This is a genomic window from Vibrio sp. OPT20 (assembly GCF_963889365.1).
Taxonomy (GTDB): Bacteria; Pseudomonadota; Gammaproteobacteria; order Enterobacterales; family Vibrionaceae; genus Vibrio; species Vibrio splendidus.
Genome location: NZ_CAWPOA010000001.1, coordinates 1 through 20,277, shown reverse-complemented (window position 1 = coordinate 20,277; position 20,277 = coordinate 1). Strand labels below are relative to the sequence as shown.

Annotated in this window: 17 protein-coding genes, 2 tRNA genes and 1 rRNA gene; 8 read left to right on the top strand and 12 right to left on the bottom strand. The window is 43.6% G+C overall.

Translation table 11 applies throughout. The features are described 5' to 3' along the window. Positions 1-40: 40 nt before the first annotated feature. The 3 genes from AACR09_RS00100 to AACR09_RS00090 all read left to right on the top strand — a co-directional run bounded on the left by AACR09_RS00100 (position 41) and on the right by AACR09_RS00090 (position 2,290). The gene (locus AACR09_RS00100) at positions 41-970 is read left to right on the top strand and encodes a LysR family transcriptional regulator (protein WP_193835844.1); all 930 of its coding nucleotides are present in this window, start codon (positions 41-43) and stop codon (positions 968-970) included. A gap of 128 nt (positions 971-1,098) precedes the next feature. Beyond that, positions 1,099-1,650: a porin family protein gene (locus tag AACR09_RS00095; protein WP_102537829.1), complete on the top strand. Its 552-nt coding sequence runs from the start codon at positions 1,099-1,101 to the stop codon at positions 1,648-1,650. A gap of 148 nt (positions 1,651-1,798) precedes the next feature. Continuing rightward, a complete protein-coding gene (locus AACR09_RS00090) occupies positions 1,799-2,290 on the top strand; it encodes a hypothetical protein (RefSeq protein WP_017090962.1) in 492 nt (163 codons plus the stop codon). A gap of 9 nt (positions 2,291-2,299) precedes the next feature. On the opposite strand, the gene phoU is transcribed toward AACR09_RS00090, so the two are convergent. The 4 genes from phoU to AACR09_RS00070 all read right to left on the bottom strand — a co-directional run bounded on the left by phoU (position 2,300) and on the right by AACR09_RS00070 (position 7,929). Then, positions 2,300-2,998, bottom strand: coding sequence for a phosphate signaling complex protein PhoU (gene phoU / locus AACR09_RS00085; protein WP_004735072.1), 699 nt, complete (start codon positions 2,996-2,998; stop codon positions 2,300-2,302). A gap of 74 nt (positions 2,999-3,072) precedes the next feature. Beyond that, positions 3,073-3,891 (bottom strand): phosphate ABC transporter ATP-binding protein PstB, encoded by an 819-nt coding sequence (gene pstB, locus AACR09_RS00080; protein WP_004735071.1) that lies wholly within the window; start codon positions 3,889-3,891, stop codon positions 3,073-3,075. Beyond that, positions 3,892-5,601, bottom strand: coding sequence for a phosphate ABC transporter permease PstA (gene pstA / locus AACR09_RS00075; RefSeq protein WP_004735070.1), 1,710 nt, complete (start codon positions 5,599-5,601; stop codon positions 3,892-3,894). A 111-nt stretch (positions 5,602-5,712) separates the two neighbouring features. Further along, positions 5,713-7,929, bottom strand: a complete 2,217-nt coding sequence (locus AACR09_RS00070) for an ABC transporter permease subunit (protein ID WP_017087860.1) — start codon at positions 7,927-7,929, stop codon at positions 5,713-5,715. 200 nt (positions 7,930-8,129) lie between these two features. Between AACR09_RS00070 and ppk1 the strand changes: the two genes are divergently transcribed. Continuing rightward, positions 8,130-10,226 (top strand): polyphosphate kinase 1, encoded by a 2,097-nt coding sequence (ppk1, locus tag AACR09_RS00065; RefSeq protein WP_193835843.1) that lies wholly within the window; start codon positions 8,130-8,132, stop codon positions 10,224-10,226. Then, a complete protein-coding gene (ppx, locus tag AACR09_RS00060; RefSeq protein ID WP_193835842.1) occupies positions 10,217-11,728 on the top strand; it encodes an exopolyphosphatase in 1,512 nt (503 codons plus the stop codon). Before ppk1 ends, ppx begins: the two co-directional genes overlap by 10 nt. An 89-nt stretch (positions 11,729-11,817) precedes the next feature. Here the strand turns inward: ppx and AACR09_RS00055 are convergent, their stop codons facing one another. Genes AACR09_RS00055 through phoB form a run of 3 tightly spaced genes read right to left on the bottom strand, consistent with a single transcriptional unit; the run spans position 11,818 to position 14,813 of the window. Continuing rightward, complete coding sequence (locus AACR09_RS00055) at positions 11,818-12,795, bottom strand: PstS family phosphate ABC transporter substrate-binding protein (protein WP_193835841.1); 978 nt, start codon at positions 12,793-12,795, stop codon at positions 11,818-11,820. Next, entirely contained in the window at positions 12,792-14,090 is a 1,299-nt protein-coding gene (gene phoR / locus AACR09_RS00050; RefSeq protein ID WP_004735065.1) for a phosphate regulon sensor histidine kinase PhoR, read from the bottom strand. Before phoR ends, AACR09_RS00055 begins: the two co-directional genes overlap by 4 nt. A 33-nt stretch (positions 14,091-14,123) precedes the next feature. Then, positions 14,124-14,813, bottom strand: a complete 690-nt coding sequence (phoB, locus tag AACR09_RS00045) for a phosphate regulon transcriptional regulator PhoB (RefSeq protein WP_004735064.1) — start codon at positions 14,811-14,813, stop codon at positions 14,124-14,126. A gap of 193 nt (positions 14,814-15,006) precedes the next feature. On the opposite strand from phoB, the gene rdgC reads away from it, so the two are divergent. The 3 genes from rdgC to AACR09_RS00030 all read left to right on the top strand — a co-directional run bounded on the left by rdgC (position 15,007) and on the right by AACR09_RS00030 (position 17,833). Then, the gene (gene rdgC, locus AACR09_RS00040; RefSeq protein WP_004735063.1) at positions 15,007-15,921 is read left to right on the top strand and encodes a recombination-associated protein RdgC; all 915 of its coding nucleotides are present in this window, start codon (positions 15,007-15,009) and stop codon (positions 15,919-15,921) included. 206 nt (positions 15,922-16,127) lie between these two features. Next, positions 16,128-17,546: a prephenate-dependent tRNA uridine(34) hydroxylase TrhP gene (gene trhP / locus AACR09_RS00035; protein ID WP_017090971.1), complete on the top strand. Its 1,419-nt coding sequence runs from the start codon at positions 16,128-16,130 to the stop codon at positions 17,544-17,546. Positions 17,547-17,578: 32 nt separating this feature from the next. After that, complete coding sequence (locus AACR09_RS00030) at positions 17,579-17,833, top strand: YfhL family 4Fe-4S dicluster ferredoxin (protein ID WP_004735061.1); 255 nt, start codon at positions 17,579-17,581, stop codon at positions 17,831-17,833. Positions 17,834-17,875: 42 nt separating this feature from the next. Here the strand turns inward: AACR09_RS00030 and AACR09_RS00025 are convergent, their stop codons facing one another. The 5 genes from AACR09_RS00025 to rrf all read right to left on the bottom strand — a co-directional run bounded on the left by AACR09_RS00025 (position 17,876) and on the right by rrf (position 20,114). After that, positions 17,876-18,184 carry a hypothetical protein gene (locus AACR09_RS00025; protein ID WP_004735060.1) on the bottom strand — a complete coding sequence of 103 codons (309 nt, stop codon included), beginning with the start codon at positions 18,182-18,184 and terminating at the stop codon, positions 17,876-17,878. A 274-nt stretch (positions 18,185-18,458) separates the two neighbouring features. Continuing rightward, the gene (gene mepA / locus AACR09_RS00020; protein ID WP_108162626.1) at positions 18,459-19,298 is read right to left on the bottom strand and encodes a penicillin-insensitive murein endopeptidase; all 840 of its coding nucleotides are present in this window, start codon (positions 19,296-19,298) and stop codon (positions 18,459-18,461) included. A gap of 445 nt (positions 19,299-19,743) precedes the next feature. After that, positions 19,744-19,820 (bottom strand) — tRNA-Trp (locus tag AACR09_RS00015). A 34-nt stretch (positions 19,821-19,854) separates the two neighbouring features. Further along, a tRNA-Asp gene (locus AACR09_RS00010) sits at positions 19,855-19,931 on the bottom strand. A 67-nt stretch (positions 19,932-19,998) separates the two neighbouring features. Then, positions 19,999-20,114, bottom strand: a 5S ribosomal RNA gene (rrf, locus tag AACR09_RS00005). Positions 20,115-20,277 lie beyond the last annotated feature (163 nt).

Below are 20,277 nucleotides of genomic sequence, written 5' to 3'. Positions count from 1 at the left end.
ATATTAGATTTAATAGCGCAGAAAATTTTCATGGATAGATATGGCTAAAGACTTATTCAGCTCTCTTGATTTAAACCTGTTACGAACATTTCTGATTGTTTATCAAGAACAAAACACCAGAAAGGCTGCGGAGCGTTTATTCGTTTCTCAGCCAGCGGTTAGCCAAGCCCTGCAAAAGCTAAGACACCACTTCAACGATGACCTTTTCGTTAAAGTTCATGGAGGTTTGCAGCCTACCGCTTTCTCAGAACAACTCACCAATGAAATAAAGCCGTTCATGGACGGTCTATCTGTCGCGATCAATACATCAAATACTTTTGATCCAAAAGAGATCGATTACACACTCAAAATAGCGCTATCACCTATCGTGCTATCTTGTTTATCTGGTTCTTTATTTAAAATGATAAGAGAGCAAGCACCGAATGCGAATCTAGAATTAGTCTCTTGGACCAATGCTTCTGTTTCTGACATTCAGAAAGGTGAGGTGTTGATGGGGATCAGTTACCTTGGCAGTAAAACGAGTAAAGAAGTTTATACGAAAAAGTTAATTGAACTAACAGGGCGTATTTTTGTAAGAAAAGACCACCCTTTAAAGCAAGAAATCGTTACACCTTACGATGTGGCAGGCTACGATATCGCTTCACTAGTCACACCCGGTTGGAACGACAACCATAGTTTGGCATCGGATATCCTAACTGATCTCTCCGTTGAACATAATGTTGGTTTCCGTAGTGAGCTAATTATGGCGGTCATTGATGTCATTCAACACACAGATATGTACATGCCACACTCGAATCTTTTCCTCGTTGATAATTACCCAACCCTACGCGGAATCGATGTTGTGATAGATGGCGAGCCTCCCAAAACTCCTGTTTACTGCCATTTACATATTAAAAACAGAAACTCCCCTATTGCCAATTGGCTATTTGAGTTAATACAAAAAGCACTATCAACTCAGGTTAATAAGTAATGCTTATTATAGAGATACCAATATCTACTTAGCCTAAAAATAAAACACTATTTAATATTAGCCCTATCAAAACGGATACTGAACTACGAAGGATCGTGCAGTTAAGTTAACCCTAAATAGAGACTAATATGAAAATTGCACTTACTACCCTAATTTCAGCTTCACTACTTTCTGTTCCAGTTCTTGCAAACAACTTTGACGGCCAACACCGTGTGGGTATTGGTTACAACCAAACTCAGGTAGACGACTGGCTAACCGATGACACAGTTGATTGGGGTAACGGTATCAAACTTGAATATGGTTATGAATTTAACCGTATCGTAGGTATCAACGTTTCTTACGCAACGAACAGTGACGACGAAAACGTTGAAGGTATAAAAGCCGAGATCGATGGTTACAAATTCCAAGTTGATGCTGATATCGGTTACAAATTTGAATTAGATGGCTTCTCTTTGAAACCTTATGGTGTTCTGGGCCTAGCTCGTCAAAGTGAAGATAATTCAATTAGCATCCTAGACAAGAAGTGGACTGAATCATACAACGATACCAGCTTCGTTGTTGGCCTAGGTGGTCGAGCTGAATTCGGGCCACACCTATACACCGACATGCGCTTTGAATTCGCGAGCTACGATGACGTAGATTACGACACATTCTCATGGACTGTCGGTTACCGCTTCTAATAGATTGAAAAAGCCAGCGTCTAAGCTGGCTTTTTACAATCAGTCAATTGCTGGGTTTTAACACCTCATCAAAGTTGACTCACTTTTGAACAATTCTCAAATCAAAATTCATTGCAGCCACGGACGGCTAATTGCTTTAGGTATTTTTATGAAGATAAAAACTTCCCTGCTTTTACTTTCTGTCCTCTCCACTTCCGTTTCAGCAAGTGCTATTCATTTATCCCCAGAACTAAAGATTGGTTCTTATCATGGCTTTGGAGTACAGGCGGGTATTACTGATGTGGCCAGTTTAGGTGCCGTTTACCTAAGCTACTCTCATATTTGGTATGAAAGCGATCGATATGATGAAACGGTTGATGCGTATCGCGTTGGTATCCAGAACATGTTTGGAAGAAACCAAAACCACGGCTTTCAGGCTGAAATCGGTGTGGCAAGCTATGACGGCACAAAAACGCGCTCAGGCGAAGTTGAAGAGAAGACAACACATGGTTTAAGCCTAGGCGGTGCCTACGTGTACCAAGCGACACCAATGCTTGGACTACGTGCAGGTGTTGATATGAATATCTTTGATCACAATAAAACCTTTGTGCCTTACGACACGACGGTCAATTTCAATCTTGGTGCCATTATTAGCTTTTAAAGGCTCGACCTACTTCAGTGCGTCATCAAGGCTTTGATCGCCTAGGTGACGTACATCTTTACCCTTCACAAAGTAAATAATGTATTCGCAGATATTTTGGCAACGGTCTCCCACTCGCTCAATCGCACGAGCTGACCACATCACCTGTAAAATATTTGGGATGTTCTTAGGATCTTCCATCATATACGTCATTAACTGACGAATGACTGCCTCGTATTCCGCATCCAACTTATCATCAAGTTTGTGTACTTCTGCCGCAGCATCGACATCCATACGAGCAAACGCATCTAATACTTGGTGAAGCATGGTGATTGCCTGCCGACAAAGAGGCTCTAATGAGACATGAAATTTTTGCTCTTTGGTCGAAGGGATCTCGATCGCGCCTTGAGCAATTTTAGAGGCAACATCGCCAATACGTTCTAAGTCGGTAATGGTTTTGATAATCGCCATAATCAAACGCAGATCTTTTGCGGTCGGCTGACGCTTCGCAATAATACGAGTACATGCTTCATCGATTGAAACTTCCATCGCATTCACTTTGTGGTCATCACGAATCACTTTCTTGGCCAGTTCCGCGTCATCTTTATGCAGAGCTTGCATCGCAAAGGACAACTGCTGCTCTACCAATCCACCCATGGTTAATACGTGTGTACGGATAGATTCTAATTCGACATTAAACTGTCCTGAGATGTGGCGACCAAAATGCATGTCAGCTCCTTAAAAGAAATGAATAAAGCCGTTTTTGTAGAGTGACTTAGCTCTAGATGACGCCTCTGTAGAGGTTAGCCATATCTACCAGTAATGTAGTCTTCCGTTTGATTTTTCAATGGCGAAGTAAATATCGAATCGGTATCTGAGTACTCGATCAACTTCCCCATATGGATAAAAGCAGTATGGTCACTCACACGCGCCGCTTGTTGCATGTTATGAGTAACAATAACCACGGTGTATTGGGTCTTCAGTTCATTGATCAACTCTTCAATCGTCAAAGTAGAAATCGGATCGAGTGCCGAGGTCGGCTCATCTAATAAAAGCACTTCAGGTTCGATAGCAACCGCACGAGCGATAACCAAACGCTGCTGTTGACCACCCGATAAACCAAAGGCGTTCTCATGCAAACGGTCTTTCACTTCATCCCATAACGCAGCTGCACGCAGAGAGCGCTCAACCGCATCATCCAGATCTCGGCTGTTGCTCACGCCTTGTAGCCTCAAACCATAAACCACATTCTCATAGATAGATTTAGGAAAAGGGTTCGGTCGCTGGAATACCATACCAACACGGCGTCGTAAAGTCGCGACATCCACCTTAGGGTGATACACATTCTTGCCATGAAGCTTCACTTTCCCGGAAACCTTACAGCCTTCAACAAGATCGTTCATGCGATTAATGCAGCGCAGCAGAGTCGACTTACCACACCCTGATGGACCGATAAACGCGGTCACCTGCCCCTTAGGGATCTGCATTGAAATATCATCGAGTGCTTGGCTCTCTTTATAATAAAGGTTCAGCCCTTCAATCGAGATAGCAATTTGCTCATCCTTCAGGTTGTGTACATCAAGTGGTGCTTGGTAACCCAAGGTTTCATTAATCGAGAACATCTAATCTTGTCCTAAGGTTCGGTATTTTTCACGCAAGTTATTACGGATATTGATAGCGGTTAAATTCAGTCCAACGATAACCGTAACCAATAAAAATGAAGTCGCATACACTAAAGGGCGCGCCGCTTCGATATTCGATGTTTGAAAACCAACATCGTAGATATGGAAGCCTAAATGCATGAACTTTCTCTCTAAGTGTAGATATGGGAACTGACCATCTACAGGCAAGCTTGATGCTAGCTTCACAACACCCACCAGCATTAATGGAGCCACTTCCCCCGCAGCTCTCGCGATTGCCAATATCAAACCGGTGATAATCGCAGGGCTTGCCATCGGTAAAACAATGCGCCAAAGCGTCTCAAATTGAGTAGCCCCAAGCGCTAATGAACCGTGCCTCACGGAGCTAGGAATACGCGTTAAGCCCTCTTCCGTGGTTACAATAACAACGGGTAATGTTAATACCGCTAAGGTCAGAGCAGACCATAATAGGCCCGGTGTACCAAATGTCGGAGCGGGTAATCGCTCTGCATAAAATAAGGAATCGATTGAGCCACCGATGGTATACACAAAGAATCCTAAGCCAAATACGCCATACACAATCGACGGTACACCCGCTAAGTTAATCACGGCAATACGAATCAAACGTGTTAGTGCGTTGTTTCTTGCATATTCATGAAGATATATCGCTGCAACTACGCCAAGTGGCATCACGACAATCGACATGAGAATAACCAGCAGCACAGTGCCGAAAATGGCAGGAAACACCCCACCTTCAGAGTTTGAGTCTCGTGGGTTCTCTGATAAGAACTTCCAAACTTGTTTGCCCCAATGCCCAACCTTTTCAAGATAAGACATATTATTTGGGTACCAATAATCCAAGATATGACTGAGCGAAATTTCAACCTGCTCTCCTGTCATATCTTCCACCAACAAGCTTTCGACATTGAGCTGTGTTCTAAGATGCTCAAGCTTTACTTCGGCTTCCGCTAACTGGCGATTTAATTCCAGTTTAGTTTGAGTATAGGTTTTAAGGTATTCATCGCTCACTGACTCATTGAGTTCAAGCTTACGTTTTTCTAAGCGTAGATTTTCCAATTGCCAGCTGATATTACGGATTTCTTGGTTCACAACACGCGACGTTTCTTTACGTAACGTATCAGCGAACGCCAAGCCTTGTTCGAGCTTTTGGTCTATGTTCGAATCAAAGGTGCCAGAAGCGGTTTTAAAACCCACCGGTTTACCAAAGAAATAACCACCTCGACTTCGTTCAATCACAATCCAATCAAGCGGCGTTGTTGGTTCACGTAAATTGACATCCAGAATGGAAACAAAATCCGCAGGATACAGTTCTCTGTTGGCGACTTTGATACTTAAGCGCTGAATTAGCCCCGTCGACAAATTTTGAGGCGACAAGAGGTCGTGTACTTGAGGAACTTGCTCTATCGGGATGTATTTACGTTCATACAACTGGCCAATCAATACATCTTGCTTTGATACCGTTTCGTCAAGATCGACCACTAACGATAGGTCTTTGGAGTCGACTTGCCATTGATATAAAGGAGCAGGCCAAAAATAGGTTAAGCCCTTCCAGCCAATCAACAACATAAGGCCAAGAACAGAAAGCATACTGATGCTCACCGCCCCGCCCGTAAGCCAGATCCACGGAGATCCCGATTTAACCCAAGATAATAATGACTTCAATTTGTTCATCATGATCGACCTTGCTCTTGACGTGCTGAAACCAAGAAACAGCCAAGTTCGCGAGATACGCTAGTCACGCAACGAAAAGCCATTGAGACACATTGAGGTGAACCTTTAAAACTACAGCGCACGATATTTATCTCTCAATCTTTGTCTAACCCACTCTGCGACTGAGTTCACCGCGAACGTGAAAATAAACAGCAAGAGTGCCGCTAAGAACAACAAGCGGAAGTGAGAACCACCCACCTCTGATTCTGGTAGTTCGACAGCAATCGTTGCGGATAGCGTCCTCATCCCTTCCAAAATATTCCAATCGAGAATCGGTGTATTACCTGTAGCCATCAAGACAATCATGGTTTCGCCAACCGCTCGCCCTAGCCCCATCATGACCGCTGAAAAGATACCTGGGCTAGCCGTCAATAACACCACATAAATAAGGGTCTGCCACGCCGTCGCACCCAACGCTAATGAGCCATCGGATAAATGTTTAGGCACAGAGAAAATAGCGTCTTCGGCGATAGTAAAAATCGTTGGAATGACAGCAAAACCCATAGCAAAACCAACGACCAGCGCATTGCGTTGGTCAAAGTCGATGCCATAACTAGCCAAGAAAGTACGAATATCACCACCAAACAGCAAGGCTTCAATGCTGTTTCCACCAGCAAAGACGGCCACCACAGTAATCACCAATACCGGGATCAATATTAGGGCATGCCAACCGTTAGAGAAACGACTCGTCACCATCTTCGGCAAGCAGAACCAAACAAACCCCGTCAACAATGTACTCAACGGTAATAACACCATTAATGAGAAGACGGCCGTTAAATGCGTTTCGACAATTGGAGCAAACCAAAGGCCAGCCAAGAATCCGATGATGACGGTTGGAAGCGCTTCCATCAGCTCTATCGAAGGCTTAACCACTCTTCGCATTCGTGGAGACATGAAGTATGCGGTGTAAATGGCTCCGAGCACAGCAACCGGCACGGCAAACATCATCGCAAACAGAGCGGCCTTAATGGTACCGAACGTAATGGGTACTAAACTGAATTTCTCTTCAAAGTCATCATTCGCCGAGGTTGATTGCCAAACATATTGTGGCTCAGGGTAGCTTTCGTACCAGACTTTTTGCCAAAGCGATGAGAATGATATTTGCGGGTATTCATTATCGACCTTAGCCACACTGATGGTGCCATCAATCAGCGTCGCCAGATGCAGTTCATTGGCAGACATAGCCGCTAATTGTGGTGATTTATCAAATGCGCGCTCGAACAGCGACAGCTTTTCACTGGTCGTATAGTGGCTTTGTAATGTGCCGTTCTTATAGAAGCTATAAAAACCCTTTCTATAAGTATCGGGCAAAATAAATTGCACTTGTTCAGCAAGTTGGAAGTCTCGAATATGGGTCAGGCTACGCTTTTCATCTTTGAGTACATCGAACCACTGAGAAACCTGTCCGTCCTCATGCGTAACCAACAGTGAATAAGCTCCAGACAGTAAATCGATACTTTTCACCGAGTGCTTCGCATCATTCAAGCTAAGATCAATCACTTCACGAACATTGAAGCCGCTATCGGATAACTTCAAAACCACTAAATCCGATTGGGCTCGGAGATATAAGGTTTGGCCATCAGGTGTGACTAACAACTGTTGCTGCAAGCCCAACTTATCCGATAACCATTGGCTCTTCTGAAAAACATACTGACCCGTAACATCACTTTGGTACCACTTCACTAAGACTCGTTGGTCACTTAGCTGAGCGGCAACCGTGATACCACGTCCATTCTTCGAGAACGCGAATTTTTCGATTGTCGTCCCATTTGACGATTCATCATTTAAAAATGGTTCAGGGAGATCGATTTGCTCAATTTTAGGATCGGCTTCACTGCCCTTTTGCAGCACAGGCGCACTATACTCAGGATAGAAAAAAGTAAGGTTGCTTGCACTATCGGCAAAGGCAAACCAGTTTTCTGATGGGGTATTTCGAGAGAAGGCAACAGGATTGGCTAAAACATTTCGCTCAAAGTAAGAGTGTGTATTTTGAGACTCTAAATCCCAAAACTGCACCAAGCCAGATTTTTCAATAGTAAATGCATGCTGACCGTATTCATCAACAGATAAGGCGATAGGCTTTTCTACAGCAACGGTCTTTACGGCTTGGTCTGTCTCTAAACCAGTATCAGAAAACACCGGTAAAATGACCATCGCCAAGTAAACAAAGATCAATACCAGAGCAGCTAGAACACTGACGGCACCACATGTCACTGAAAAACGGACGAGACGATCTTTCAACCATCTTTTTTTGTCACGCTCTTTCAATGAAAATTGGGCTGAAGCCATCTGTTTATCTACCTTTTTTTAGCTACTGACATAATATGTACGTTAGATGACAATTATATTACAAGTTACGTTAAACAACTGAAACTAATAACAAGTTTGTTGACCATATTTCTTAAAGTAAGATCATAGATTTTGTGAATTTTGTCATTCTAAATTAAAGTAATCAGCTCTATAGCCAGCACTCAAGGATTATCATCTCGATGGAAAAAGACTATGTCACAAAAGAACTTAGCTGGTTATCCTTCAACGAAAGAGTGCTCCAAGAAGCAGCCGACAAGTCAGTGCCCTTAATCGAAAGAGTTCGTTTTTTAGGTATTTACTCAAAAAACCTCGATGAGTTTTACAAGGTCCGATTTGCTGACGTGAAACGAAAGATCTTACTTCAAGATCCTCAATTACCTGCCAACTCGCAGAAAAACTTACTCACTCAAATGCAGAGCAAAGCAAGTAAGCTCGATGCTCGATTCCATGAGTTGTATAACGACCTATTGTTGGCACTGGCGCGCAATCGTATTTTTTTGGTCAACGAACAGCAAATCAGCGAAGAGCAAAGTGAGTGGATCAAAAAGTACTTTAAGAAAAAAGTGCTGCCACATTTAACTCCGTTTCTCTTGAACGAAGATCGCCAGTTGCTCAATATTATGAAAGACGAGCAAAGTTACTTAGCCATCGACATCGAGCGTGAGGCATCTTCTCAATACGTATTACTCGAAATCCCATCAGAAGCACTCCCTCGATTTGTTAAATTACCAGACACCTCGGGTTCTCAGCGTACTACTTTGATCTTATTAGATAATATAGTTCGATTTTGTTTAGATGACTTACTTAAAGGGTTCTTTGAGTATGACTCAGTGCGTTGCTTTGCTATAAAAATGACTCGTGACGCCGATTATGACCTTCAAGAGAACAATGAAAGCAGCCTATTAGAATCGATGTCTTTAGGTTTAGAACAGCGCTTAACGGCACTACCGATACGTCTTATCTATGAGTCAGAAATGCCAGCTGAAATGCTCAGTTTCTTACAAGTCAGACTAAAACTGTCTGACTACGACAGTGTTATCGCCGGAGGTCGCTACCACAACTTCAAACATTTCTCTGAGTTCCCAAGCCTTAACCGACGTGATTTAGTTAATCGCCCATTACCCGCGATTAAGTGCGCCCATTTGAGCCACCATCCAAACTATTTTGAAGCGATCAAAGCTCGTGACATCTTGTTGCATTACCCTTATCACACCTTTAATCACATCACTGAGCTCGTGAGGCAGGCTTCCTTTGACCCGAAAGTAACCTCCATCAAAATAAACGTTTACCGTGTTGCAGAAGGCTCCAAACTCCTTAGCTCAATCATCGATGCGGCACACAATGGAAAAAAGGTCATAGTGGTTGTCGAGCTGCAAGCTCGCTTTGATGAACAAGCCAATATTCAGTGGACAAAGAAACTTCAAGAAGCCGGTATAAAAGTCATCCATGGCATCCCAAGTTTGAAAGTCCACTCCAAACTGCTGCTCATTAAACGGAAAGAAGGCAAGCATACGGCGCATTACGCCCATATTGGCACCGGTAACTTTCATGAAGTAACAGCGCGCGTGTATACCGATTTTTCTCTGCTCACTGCGAATGAAGATTTGACCCAAGAGGTGAGACAAGTCTTTAAATATATTGAAAACCCTTATCAAAAATCACAGTTCAAACAACTGATTGTGTCACCGAAGAATACAAGAAAACGTCTGTATCAGTTGATAGATAATGAAATACAAAACGCGATGGAGAACAAGCCTGCAAGCATCACTCTAAAACTCAACAATTTGGTCGACCGAGAGATCATTGAGAAGCTCTATCAGGCCAGCCAAGTCAATGTAAAAGTGAGAATGGTCATTCGTGGCATGTGCTCTCTTGTCCCTGGCATACCCAACATCAGTGACCATATTGAGATTGTCAGTGTGGTCGATCGTTTTCTCGAACACCCAAGAGTGATGATCTTTGGTAACGCTGGAAAGCCGAAAGTCTATATATCCTCAGCTGACTGGATGACGCGAAACTTCGATCATCGGATCGAAGTCGCCACTCCAATTTTAGATCCAAATATCAAGCAAACCATTATCGATATCACCGAGTTTCATTTCGATGACAGCAAAAAAGCTCGAGTGCTAGACCAATCGATGAGCAACCCTTACATAGAAGCGCCAGCAACCCAACTCGATTACCCGACATCACAACTCTCCACTTACCACTATATTAAACGTATGGAGAAACTTGCTCGCAAGAAGTACAAACAAGAGAAGAAATCATGCCGCTAATTGATAACAAACATTCTCGATGTATTGCCGCTATCGATTTAGGTTCGAACAGCTTTCATATGGTGGTTGCCCGAGTATTCGATCAACACCTGCAATTAGTCAGCAGACATAAACAGAAAGTGAGATTAGGCGATGGGTTGGATGAGCATAACTTCTTATCCGAAAGCGCTATCGAGCGAGGTTTAGAGTGCCTCAAGGTATTCGCAGAACGACTAGCGGATTTTGAACTTGATGATGTCAGAGTCGTCGCGACTCATACCCTAAGAAAGGCTAAAAATACCAAAGACTTCTTAGAGCAAGCTAAACCATTGTTTCCTTTTCCAATAGAGATCATCTCAGGTCAAGAAGAAGCTCGAATTATCTATAACGGCGTAGAGCACACTCAAGCCGCTTCCGAATCTAAATTAGTTATTGATATAGGTGGCGGGAGTACCGAAATCGTCGCAGGACAAGGCTTTACACCCCAAATAATGCGTAGCTTACCGATGGGATGCGTCAGTTTTACTCAGCGTTTCTTTGCCGATGGAGGGCTGACATCACAGCACTTCTCCGATGCTTATGTCTCTGCTACTCGCCAGTTGATGCCATTAATTGAAGAATACAAACAAATCTCTTGGGAAGTTGCCTTTGGCTCATCAGGTACCGCCAAATCAATAAAAGAGGTACTCATTGGCTTAGGGTTCACCGATGGTCTCATTACGCCGCAACGCCTATCCTATTTGAAGAACCACTTATGTGAATTTCCATCTTCTAAGGGATTAGACCTTTCAGGTTTAAGCGATGAAAGAAAGCCGGTGTTTGCCGCTGGCGTCACGATTCTTTCAGCAGCTATGGATATGCTAAACATCAATGAATTGCATTTCTCCGATAGTGCCTTAAGAGAAGGGGTGCTTTATGACATGGAAGATCGGTTTAAAGATATTGATGTTCGAACAAGAACCGCCGAAACACTTGTCTCTCGATACCATGTTGACGTAGTTCATGGCCAGAAAGTCAAAGCACTCGCCCTTTCATTACTGAAACAAGCGCAACCTCAGGTGAGTACTGCGGTAAATAATGAACTTTATGATCTGATTGGATGGGCTGCATTGCTTCATGAAGTGGGACAAAGCATCGCATTCCAAGGCTATCACCGTCATTCAGCTTATCTGCTTAAACATACGACTATGCCCGGTTTCAATACTGAGCAGCAACGTTTGATCTCAGCATTAGTTCGCTATCAAAGAAAAGCGATTAAGCTTAGTGACTTACCGGACCTCACGCTATTCAATACAGCGCAGATAGCGTTGTTAATTCGAATACTGAGGATAGCAATCCTGCTCAATCGACAGCGAAGCCAATCGCCAATACCGAATGTAAAATTAACCATTGAGCAAGATGAGAGTTGGTATTTAGAAGAAGATACCATCGACTGGTTAGCTGAAAATCAACTGATTGATTATGAACTCAAAGAAGAACAACGACGCTGGCAAGATGCTGGTTGGTCGTTGAAGCTTGAATGATGCGCCGACAAAATAAAAACAGCCTGCGGCTAGCAAGCTGTTCATACGTTAGGTTTCTACGTTAAGTTTCTACGTTCATAGTACCTAAATCAGAGTCCGATTTTTGCCAATTCTTGCTCAGCGAACTCTGACGGTATCGCTAAATAGCCATCTTTCTCTACCAGTTCTTGCCCTTGCTTTGAGAACACAAAAGTGAGGAACTCTCTTTCAACAGGAGAAAGTGGTTTATCTGGGTGCTTATTCACGTACACATAAAGAAAGCGAGATAGAGGGTAATCACCGCTCAAGGTATTCGTTCGAGTCGGCTCTACATAATCAGAACCATACTCTGCGATAGGAATTAACTTAACACCGGCCACTCGATAACCAATACCTGAGTACCCTATCCCGCTGATTGATGAAGCAACCGACTGTACAACCGATGCAGAACCTGGCTGCTCATTAACTCGGTTCTTAAAATCACCGCCGCACAGTGCATTTTGTTTGAAATAGCCGTAGGTTCCCGAAACGGAATTACGACCAAACAGTTGGAATCGATGTTTTGCCCACGGCTGGTCAATGCCCAAATCTTGCCAATTATTTAGTGGCTTAGTCGCGCCGCAGCGCAATGTCTCTGAGAATATACTGTCAATCTGGTGAAAGTTGAGCCCTTCAATAGGGTTATCACGATGCACAAAAAGTCCAATCGCATCGATAGCAACTCTCAGGGCTGTCGGCTTATAGCCATGCTCTCTTTCAAACGCTTCGACCTCTCGTAGGCGCATTGGACGACTCATTGGTCCAAGGTGAGCAGTGCCTTCCGTTAACGCAGGAGGGGCAGTAGAAGAACCAGAAGCTTGAACTTGAGCGTTCACATTCGGGTAGTAAGACTTGAACTCTTCCATCCATAATGTCGTCATACCCGCCAAGGTATCCGAACCAACAGACAATAGGCTCCCTGAAATACCCGGAACTTTAGCGTAATCAGGAAGTGAGTCGACACCCTGCTCGGCATGAACTGGGTTAACCAAAGCAAATGTTAACAATAAGCTGACGGGTAAACGCATCCTGCGAGTCAAAAAACTCATGACACGGTCAATCGATTAGGTAGCGTGAAATGGAATCGGCTACCAACGCCAACTTCGCTTTGAATTTCTAAATGTGAGTCATGATGACTAAGAGCATGCTTCACAATCGCTAACCCAAGACCACTACCACCAGTATCGCGTGAACGCGCTTTATCAACACGGTAGAAACGCTCTGTAAGTCGATGTAAATGCTGTGGTTCAATACCGTCTCCGGTGTCTGACACGTCCAAACACGCGCCTTGACTGGTTTGGTACCAACGCACCTTAACCGTTGCGCCCGGTGGTGTGTATTTAACTGCATTATAAACCAGATTCGATATCGCACTTCTCAGCTGATCTTCATCAGCTAGAACTCGTAGACTCTTGTCGATATCAAATTCAAGCTTATGTTCTCGATCACCACTTAGGCTTGCGGCTTCTTTTTCAAGAACCTCAAGCATAGCCGGAACATTCACCACTTCATCGAGCTCATGCATCGGTGCAGCTTCGATTTTTGAAAGTGTTAAAAGCTGATTCACTAGGCTGTTCATGCGATTCAACTGCTCGGTCATCACACCATGAGCCTTAGGCCACATAGGCCCAACGACCATGTCTGGATCTTCCGTCATTTCAAGATAGCCCTGAAGTACGGTCATTGGAGTGCGTAGCTCGTGAGAAACGTTAGCGAAAAAGTTACGACGCATGCCTTCTAGCTGTTTTAGCTGAGTAACATCACGTACTACCATGAGGTGTTCGCCCTCGGTATACGGCACGATACGAAGCTCGAGCATACGCTCCACATTAAGTGGCGACGGCATCTCTAACGGCTCTGAGAAATCTTGTTTATTAAGGTACTTGATGAAGTCCGGCGTGCGGATCAAGTTGGAGATAGGTTGCCCAGAATCGTCTGGCCAGCGAAAGCCCAGTAAATATTGAGCAAGCTTGTTACACCAAACGATGTTTCCTTCACCACGAAACACCACAACGGCATCGGGTAAGGATTCAGCACCATTCCTGAAACGGCGGATCAGGTTAGTCAGTTCTTTGCGTTTGCGACGCTGCCTCTGCTGCATACGATAAATACCGTTAAACAGAGATTCCCAGTTTCCAGAACCTGACGGTGGTGTTAAACGCTTTTCATCCCATAACCAAGCGGATAAACGCATTTGATAATGTAGATGCCAGCCGAGCTGCAATACCGTAGCAGCCAGCAGTAACCAAGGTAAGTAGCCGAATATCCAACCGACTAAAACCCAAGGTGCGTAAAAAAAAGCCAGCTCCCAAGCCAGCTTTTTCCAGGTTAACTTTTCAACCATTCAGGACTCCGTAAACTGGGTAGCGAAGCCACATTAAGCCTTTGTAGAAAAACGGTAGCCCGCGCCGCGAACCGTTTGGATTAGCTTATCGTGACCTGCAGATTCAAGTGCTTTACGCAGGCGTCGAATATGTACATCAACAGTGCGATCTTCAACGTAAACGTTGGTACCCCAAACGTTGTTCAGTAGTTGCTCTCGACTGTACACTCGCTCTTGGTGAGTCATAAAGAAATGCAGCATTTTGAACTCTGTTGGTCCCATATCAACTGGACCTTCGCTTGCGGTAACACGATGAGATACTGGGTCTAGCTTAAGACCTTGTACATCAATCACATCTTCTAGTGCAGTAGGCGTTACACGGCGGATAACCGCTTTCAGGCGAGCAACGAGCTCTTTTGGTGAAAATGGCTTGGTGATGTAATCATCAGCGCCCACTTCTAAACCACGCACCTTATCTTCTTCTTCGCCACGAGCCGTCAGCATCACCACTGGGATGTTGCGAGTTAACTCTTCACGCTTCATGTGCTTGATAAAGTTTATCCCACTACCACCAGGTAGCATCCAATCTAGTAATACTAGATCTGGGAAAGGTTCACATAGCTTGTTTACCGCTGTATCGTAATCTTCAGCCTCTACTGCTTGGTAGCCTTTTTGTTCAAGTACAAAACACAGCATCTCACGAATAGGTGCTTCATCTTCAACGACCAGAATCCTTCTCGACATAATTGAATAGCCTTAGTATTTAATCAACGCATTGCATTATCTGGTTTAATTATGACACTTTTGTGACCTTTGAAAACAAATTTTCATATAACTGTCTCAAACATTTCACTTTTAATTTTTATTGCAGGTATAAGACAAATGGATCGAAATCTCCTATGATGAGCGTCTTCAGATAAAGGTATGAGAAATATTTATGTGGTTTAAGAATTGCCTCGTCTATCGCTTTAATCGTGATATAGACTTCAACGCAGATCAGCTAGAGAAACAACTTGAAGAGTTCCGTTTTACCCCTTGTGGTAGCCAAGACAAACAGAAGTTTGGTTGGGTAAATGCGATGGGTAGACACGGCGATATGATGACGCATGTATCAGAAAACCGCATTCTCATCTGTGCTAAGAAAGAAGAGAAAATGCTTCCAGCTTCTGTTATCAAAGATTCATTGAATGCAAAAGTAGAAACGCTTGAGGCAGAGTCTGGTACTCCTCTAAAAAAGAAAGAGAAAGACAGCCTAAAAGAAGACATCATCATCGATCTTCTTCCTCGTGCTTTCAGCCGCAGTAACTTCACTTACGCACTGATCATGCCGAAAGAAGGCTTTATTGTGGTTGATGCTAGCAGCTACAAAAAAGCTGAAGATGTATTGGCATTACTACGTAAAACTATGGGTAGCCTGCCAGTAGTACCCGCTATTCCAGAGCAAGCGATTGAAACGACTCTGACAGAGTGGGTGAAATCAGGTGATACGCCTCAAGGTATCACCATGCTCGATGAAGCCGAGCTTAAATCAATCCAAGAAGACGGCGGTATTGTTCGAGTTAAGAAACAAGAACTAGAAGCTGATGAGATTAAAAACCACATCGAAGCCAACAAAGTTGTGACTAAGCTTCTGATCAACTGGCAAGATCGCATTGAGTTCATTCTTGCAGAAGATGGCAGCATCAAGCGCCTGAAATTCAGTGATGAACTAAAAGACGAAAACGACGACATTCCTCGCGAAGATCAAGCTGCGCGTTTTGATGCAGATTTCTCTCTACTTTGTGGTGAGTTCAGTGTTTTCCTTCCAAACTTATTTGAATCATTAGGCGGGTTAACTCAACCTAACGCTTAATTGTTCCGATTTGATGCTCAGGTATCGACGATACCTGAGCTTATTTTCTTTCCTACTCCCGCTTATCAATACCTATCGACTCGCTTCTTAATACCATTGTTATCTTTAGGGCTATCAACCAAACTCATTTTAGCGTAAAATTTGCGCCCCTTTGATATCACTTGGTGGTATCAACCTGACTTGAGATCAGATTAGAGAACGAAGCAATGACTACACAGAAACCATTTGTACCTGAACTATTATCACCGGCAGGAAGCCTTAAAAACATGCGTTACGCATTCGCCTATGGCGCAGATGCAGTATACGCAGGCCAGCCACGTTACAGCCTTCGTGTTCGTAACAACGAGTTCAATCACGAAAACCTACAAATCGGTATCGATGAAGCTCATGCTCAAGGCAAAAAGTTATATGTTGTATGTAACATTCAGCCACACAACTCTAAATTAAAAACATTCATTCGCGACCTTAAGCCAGTTGTTGAGATGGGCCCTGACGCTCTTATCATGTCAGATCCTGGTCTTATCATGATGGTACGTGAATCGTTCCCTGAAATGCCGATCCACCTTTCAGTTCAAGCAAACGCTGTAAACTGGGCGACTGTAAAATTCTGGTCTACCCAAGGTGTTGAACGTGTAATTCTGTCTCGTGAACTATCACTTGAAGAGATCGAAGAGATTCGCGAGCACTGCCCAGAAACAGAGCTAGAAATCTTTGTTCACGGTGCTCTATGCATGGCTTATTCTGGTCGTTGCCTACTTTCAGGTTACATGAATAAACGTGACCCGAACCAAGGTACTTGCACTAACGCTTGCCGTTGGGAATACAAAACAGAAGCTGCGAAAGAAGACGAAAACGGTCAAATCGTTGAAGCTAATCCAACTGGTGTAGCTATTCAAGAAGTAGAAGCGCAAGAAGTTGAAGTTCAAAATGAACGTCCAGATAACACGCTAGGCCTTGGTAAACCAACTGACGAAGTCGTGTTGCTTTCTGAGTCACACAAACCAGAAGAGAAAATGGCAGCGTTTGAAGATGAGCATGGTACTTACATCATGAACTCAAAAGATCTTCGCGCAATCCAACACGTTGAACGCCTAACGAAGATGGGCGTTCACTCTCTGAAAATCGAAGGTCGTACTAAGTCTTTCTACTACTGTGCACGTACAGCACAGGTTTACCGTAAAGCTATCGACGATGCTGTTGCAGGCAAACCATTTGATGAGAGCCTTATGGGTACGCTAGAGAGCCTAGCTCACCGTGGCTACACTGAAGGTTTCTTGCGTCGTCACACTCACGACACATACCAAAACTACGAGTACGGTTACTCAATATCAGATACTCAACAATTCGTAGGCGAATTCACTGGCAACCGCCGTGGTGACTTAGCGGAAGTCGAAGTGAAGAACAAGTTCCTAGTTGGCGATAGCTTAGAAATGATGACACCAAAAGGTAACATCGTTTTCAAATTAGAAGTTATGGAGAACCGTAAATCTCAGCCAGTAGATGACGCAAAAGGTAACGGTCACTTTGTATTTATTCCAGTACCGGCTGATCTTGACCTAGAATTTGGTTTGTTAATGCGTAACTTGAGCGCAGGCCAAGATACACGTAACGCTTCAGGTAAATAACTTTACCTAGAAACTCTACTGAGAAGAAAGCAATGGCTCTGTTAATAACTGACAAGTGCATAAACTGCGATATGTGTGACCCAGAATGCCCAAATGGCGCAATCACGATGGGTGACAGTATCTTCGAAATCGATCCTGATTTATGTACTGAGTGTAAAGGTCACTATGAGAAGCCAACATGTCAGTCAGTGTGCCCTATTACAAAGTGCATAATCACTGACCCAAACCATATTGAAACTGACGACGAATTATTAGAAAAGTTTGTCATTATTCAAGGCTTGACCTAAAAGATAAAAGGTTCAACTTAATCATCAAGTTGAACCTTTTTTTTAACCCGATTTTTCAATGGGATATATGTTGCAGAACATCTCTTTCTCAAATTGGTATTCAAGTTGTTCTCGCCAATTTTTAGTTTGGGATACAGGTACCAAATAAAAACTCTCCCGACTGGTATCAGTGACAAACGCCATTCCATACTGCATCAGTTCATAATGAACATCATTAACAAAACTAGGATCTAACCGCTGTCGACCGGTTAGCTGGTTTATATCTTCTCTAGAAATTGAAATACCAGTCTTCTCACTATTGAACCTATGTCTTAACCATTTAGAGAATTCCCTCGCGCAAATCATAGTCATTGTCTTATCCTTGAATTTTTATAGACGGGTATCAGACTCTGATTTTCATATACTTCACATAAGCCGCATCTTTCACCCAAGAAACACGCCATCCCTGACCAAGCATTATCAAATTCATCGTTATTTTTGCTCTTGTCGTTATTCGTTTGTTTTGATATCAAACGATGTTCTTAATTACGTGTTTATAAACTCTAGACAAAAGTGTGACATTTCTCCAGTTTTAGAATCGCGAAAACCAGTGGCATTACCACTGTAAAACACCTCGATAAATACATTACCTATTCGATATCAAGGCCAAACACTGACTCGGCATCACTTTAACTTTCTTTTTTTTCTTAGTTTTAGCCACTTTTTTAGGTGGAGGAACTGGAATGGTCTGCGGAGCCCAACTTGCAAGTTCATCGCCACAACCATCACCTTTAGGCGGATTTGCTTGAGCGATACAGTTAGAACTGCCTTTAGGGCATTTTAAGCGAACATGAAAATGGGAATGATGACCCCACCAAGGCCTGATTTTGCCTAACCAGGTTCTATCATTGTCATCAGGATCTTCTTGTTCACAAAGGGCTTGTTTAATCACTGGATGGACAAAAATACGCACCACTTTTTCATCTTTCGCGGCATAGCGAATGACTTGGAAGTGATCATCAGTCCAATTCGATTTGCGCAATTTGTAGTTGGTAAGATCGACAACGCTGATTGGCTTAGGAACAGCGAGTTCATTTTCGGACAGCCTCTTATCAGTGAGCCTTAACCATATATCAATATCCAAGCCAGTCTGGTGACTTGAATGACCAGACGAAAAGCGCCCTCCTCGAGGTAGAGAAATATCACCAACCAATAAATTAGTGTTGAGCTGTTCGCTCGCGGTCACACCTAGCCTTTCAATAAACTGAATGGCCTCTGTATGTCCATAGTAGCGCTCTCTCTGAGGACGAATCACTTGGTAACCTTGACCGTCAATTGGCAAAGCCTGCGCACCGTCTAGACAGCCATTAGCGTAACTACCGATAGATGAGGTTGAATTTCTTGTCGGGCTCTTTTCTTTTTCCCATGGGGTTGCCGATACGTAAAACGAACAAAAGATAAGAGCTGATGTACAAAATAACCTCATAACAATTCCAAATAAATGATCTCTATTTTCATACTAGTCGTCATTAGGAAATAGGTGCATATCGAGGATGATATTTTGAAGATAAAGAGGAATTTTCATTTGGAGAGAGGGTTAACATCCAAATAATAGAAAGCAAAAAGGCTCTAGCATTTCTGCCGGGACGCGCAGTCTAGAGCCTTAAATATGGCAGGGGTGGACTGAGCCGGCACTCCGGAGATTAGACCGGGCTGGCGATCTAGCTCACAACATTACTTCGAAGAAGCAACAGACGCAAAAAAGCCCCAGCATTTCTGCTGAGGCTTCGTATATGGCAGGGGTGGAGAGATTCGAACTCCCAACACGCGCTGTTTTGGTAAGTCGGGGAATCCGCTGCTCTGCTAATGGCGTATGTATATTAGATTCAAAAAGCAAAAAGGCTCTAGCATATCTGCTAGAGCCTTAAATATGGCAGGGGTGGAGAGATTCGAACTCCCAACACGCGGATTTGGAATCCGCTGCTCTGCCAATTGGAGCTACACCCCTATTTCAGTTTTAAAGAGCTGAACCTCTGAATAAGTGGCGGAGTGGACGGGACTCGAACCCGCGACCCCCGGCGTGACAGGCCGGTATTCTAACCAACTGAACTACCACTCCGCAGTGGTCAACTCACTTAGTGAGCGTCCATATCCCCAGGTTGGTCAACCTAAAGATTTAATTTAAAGCCTGGCGATGTCCTACTCTCACATGGGGAAACCCCACACTACCATCGGCGCTATTGTGTTTCACTTCTGAGTTCGGCATGGAATCAGGTGGGTCCACAATGCTATGGTCGCCAAGCAAATTTTAAAATTCGGAAAGCTGCTTCTCTATTTAATAGAGCTGTAAAAGTATCTCTTCAAACGCATTCAAGGTCTGTACATCTGAGTCCACAAAACCCCTTGGGTGTTGTATGGTTAAGCCTCACGGGCAATTAGTACAGGTTAGCTCAATGCCTCGCAGC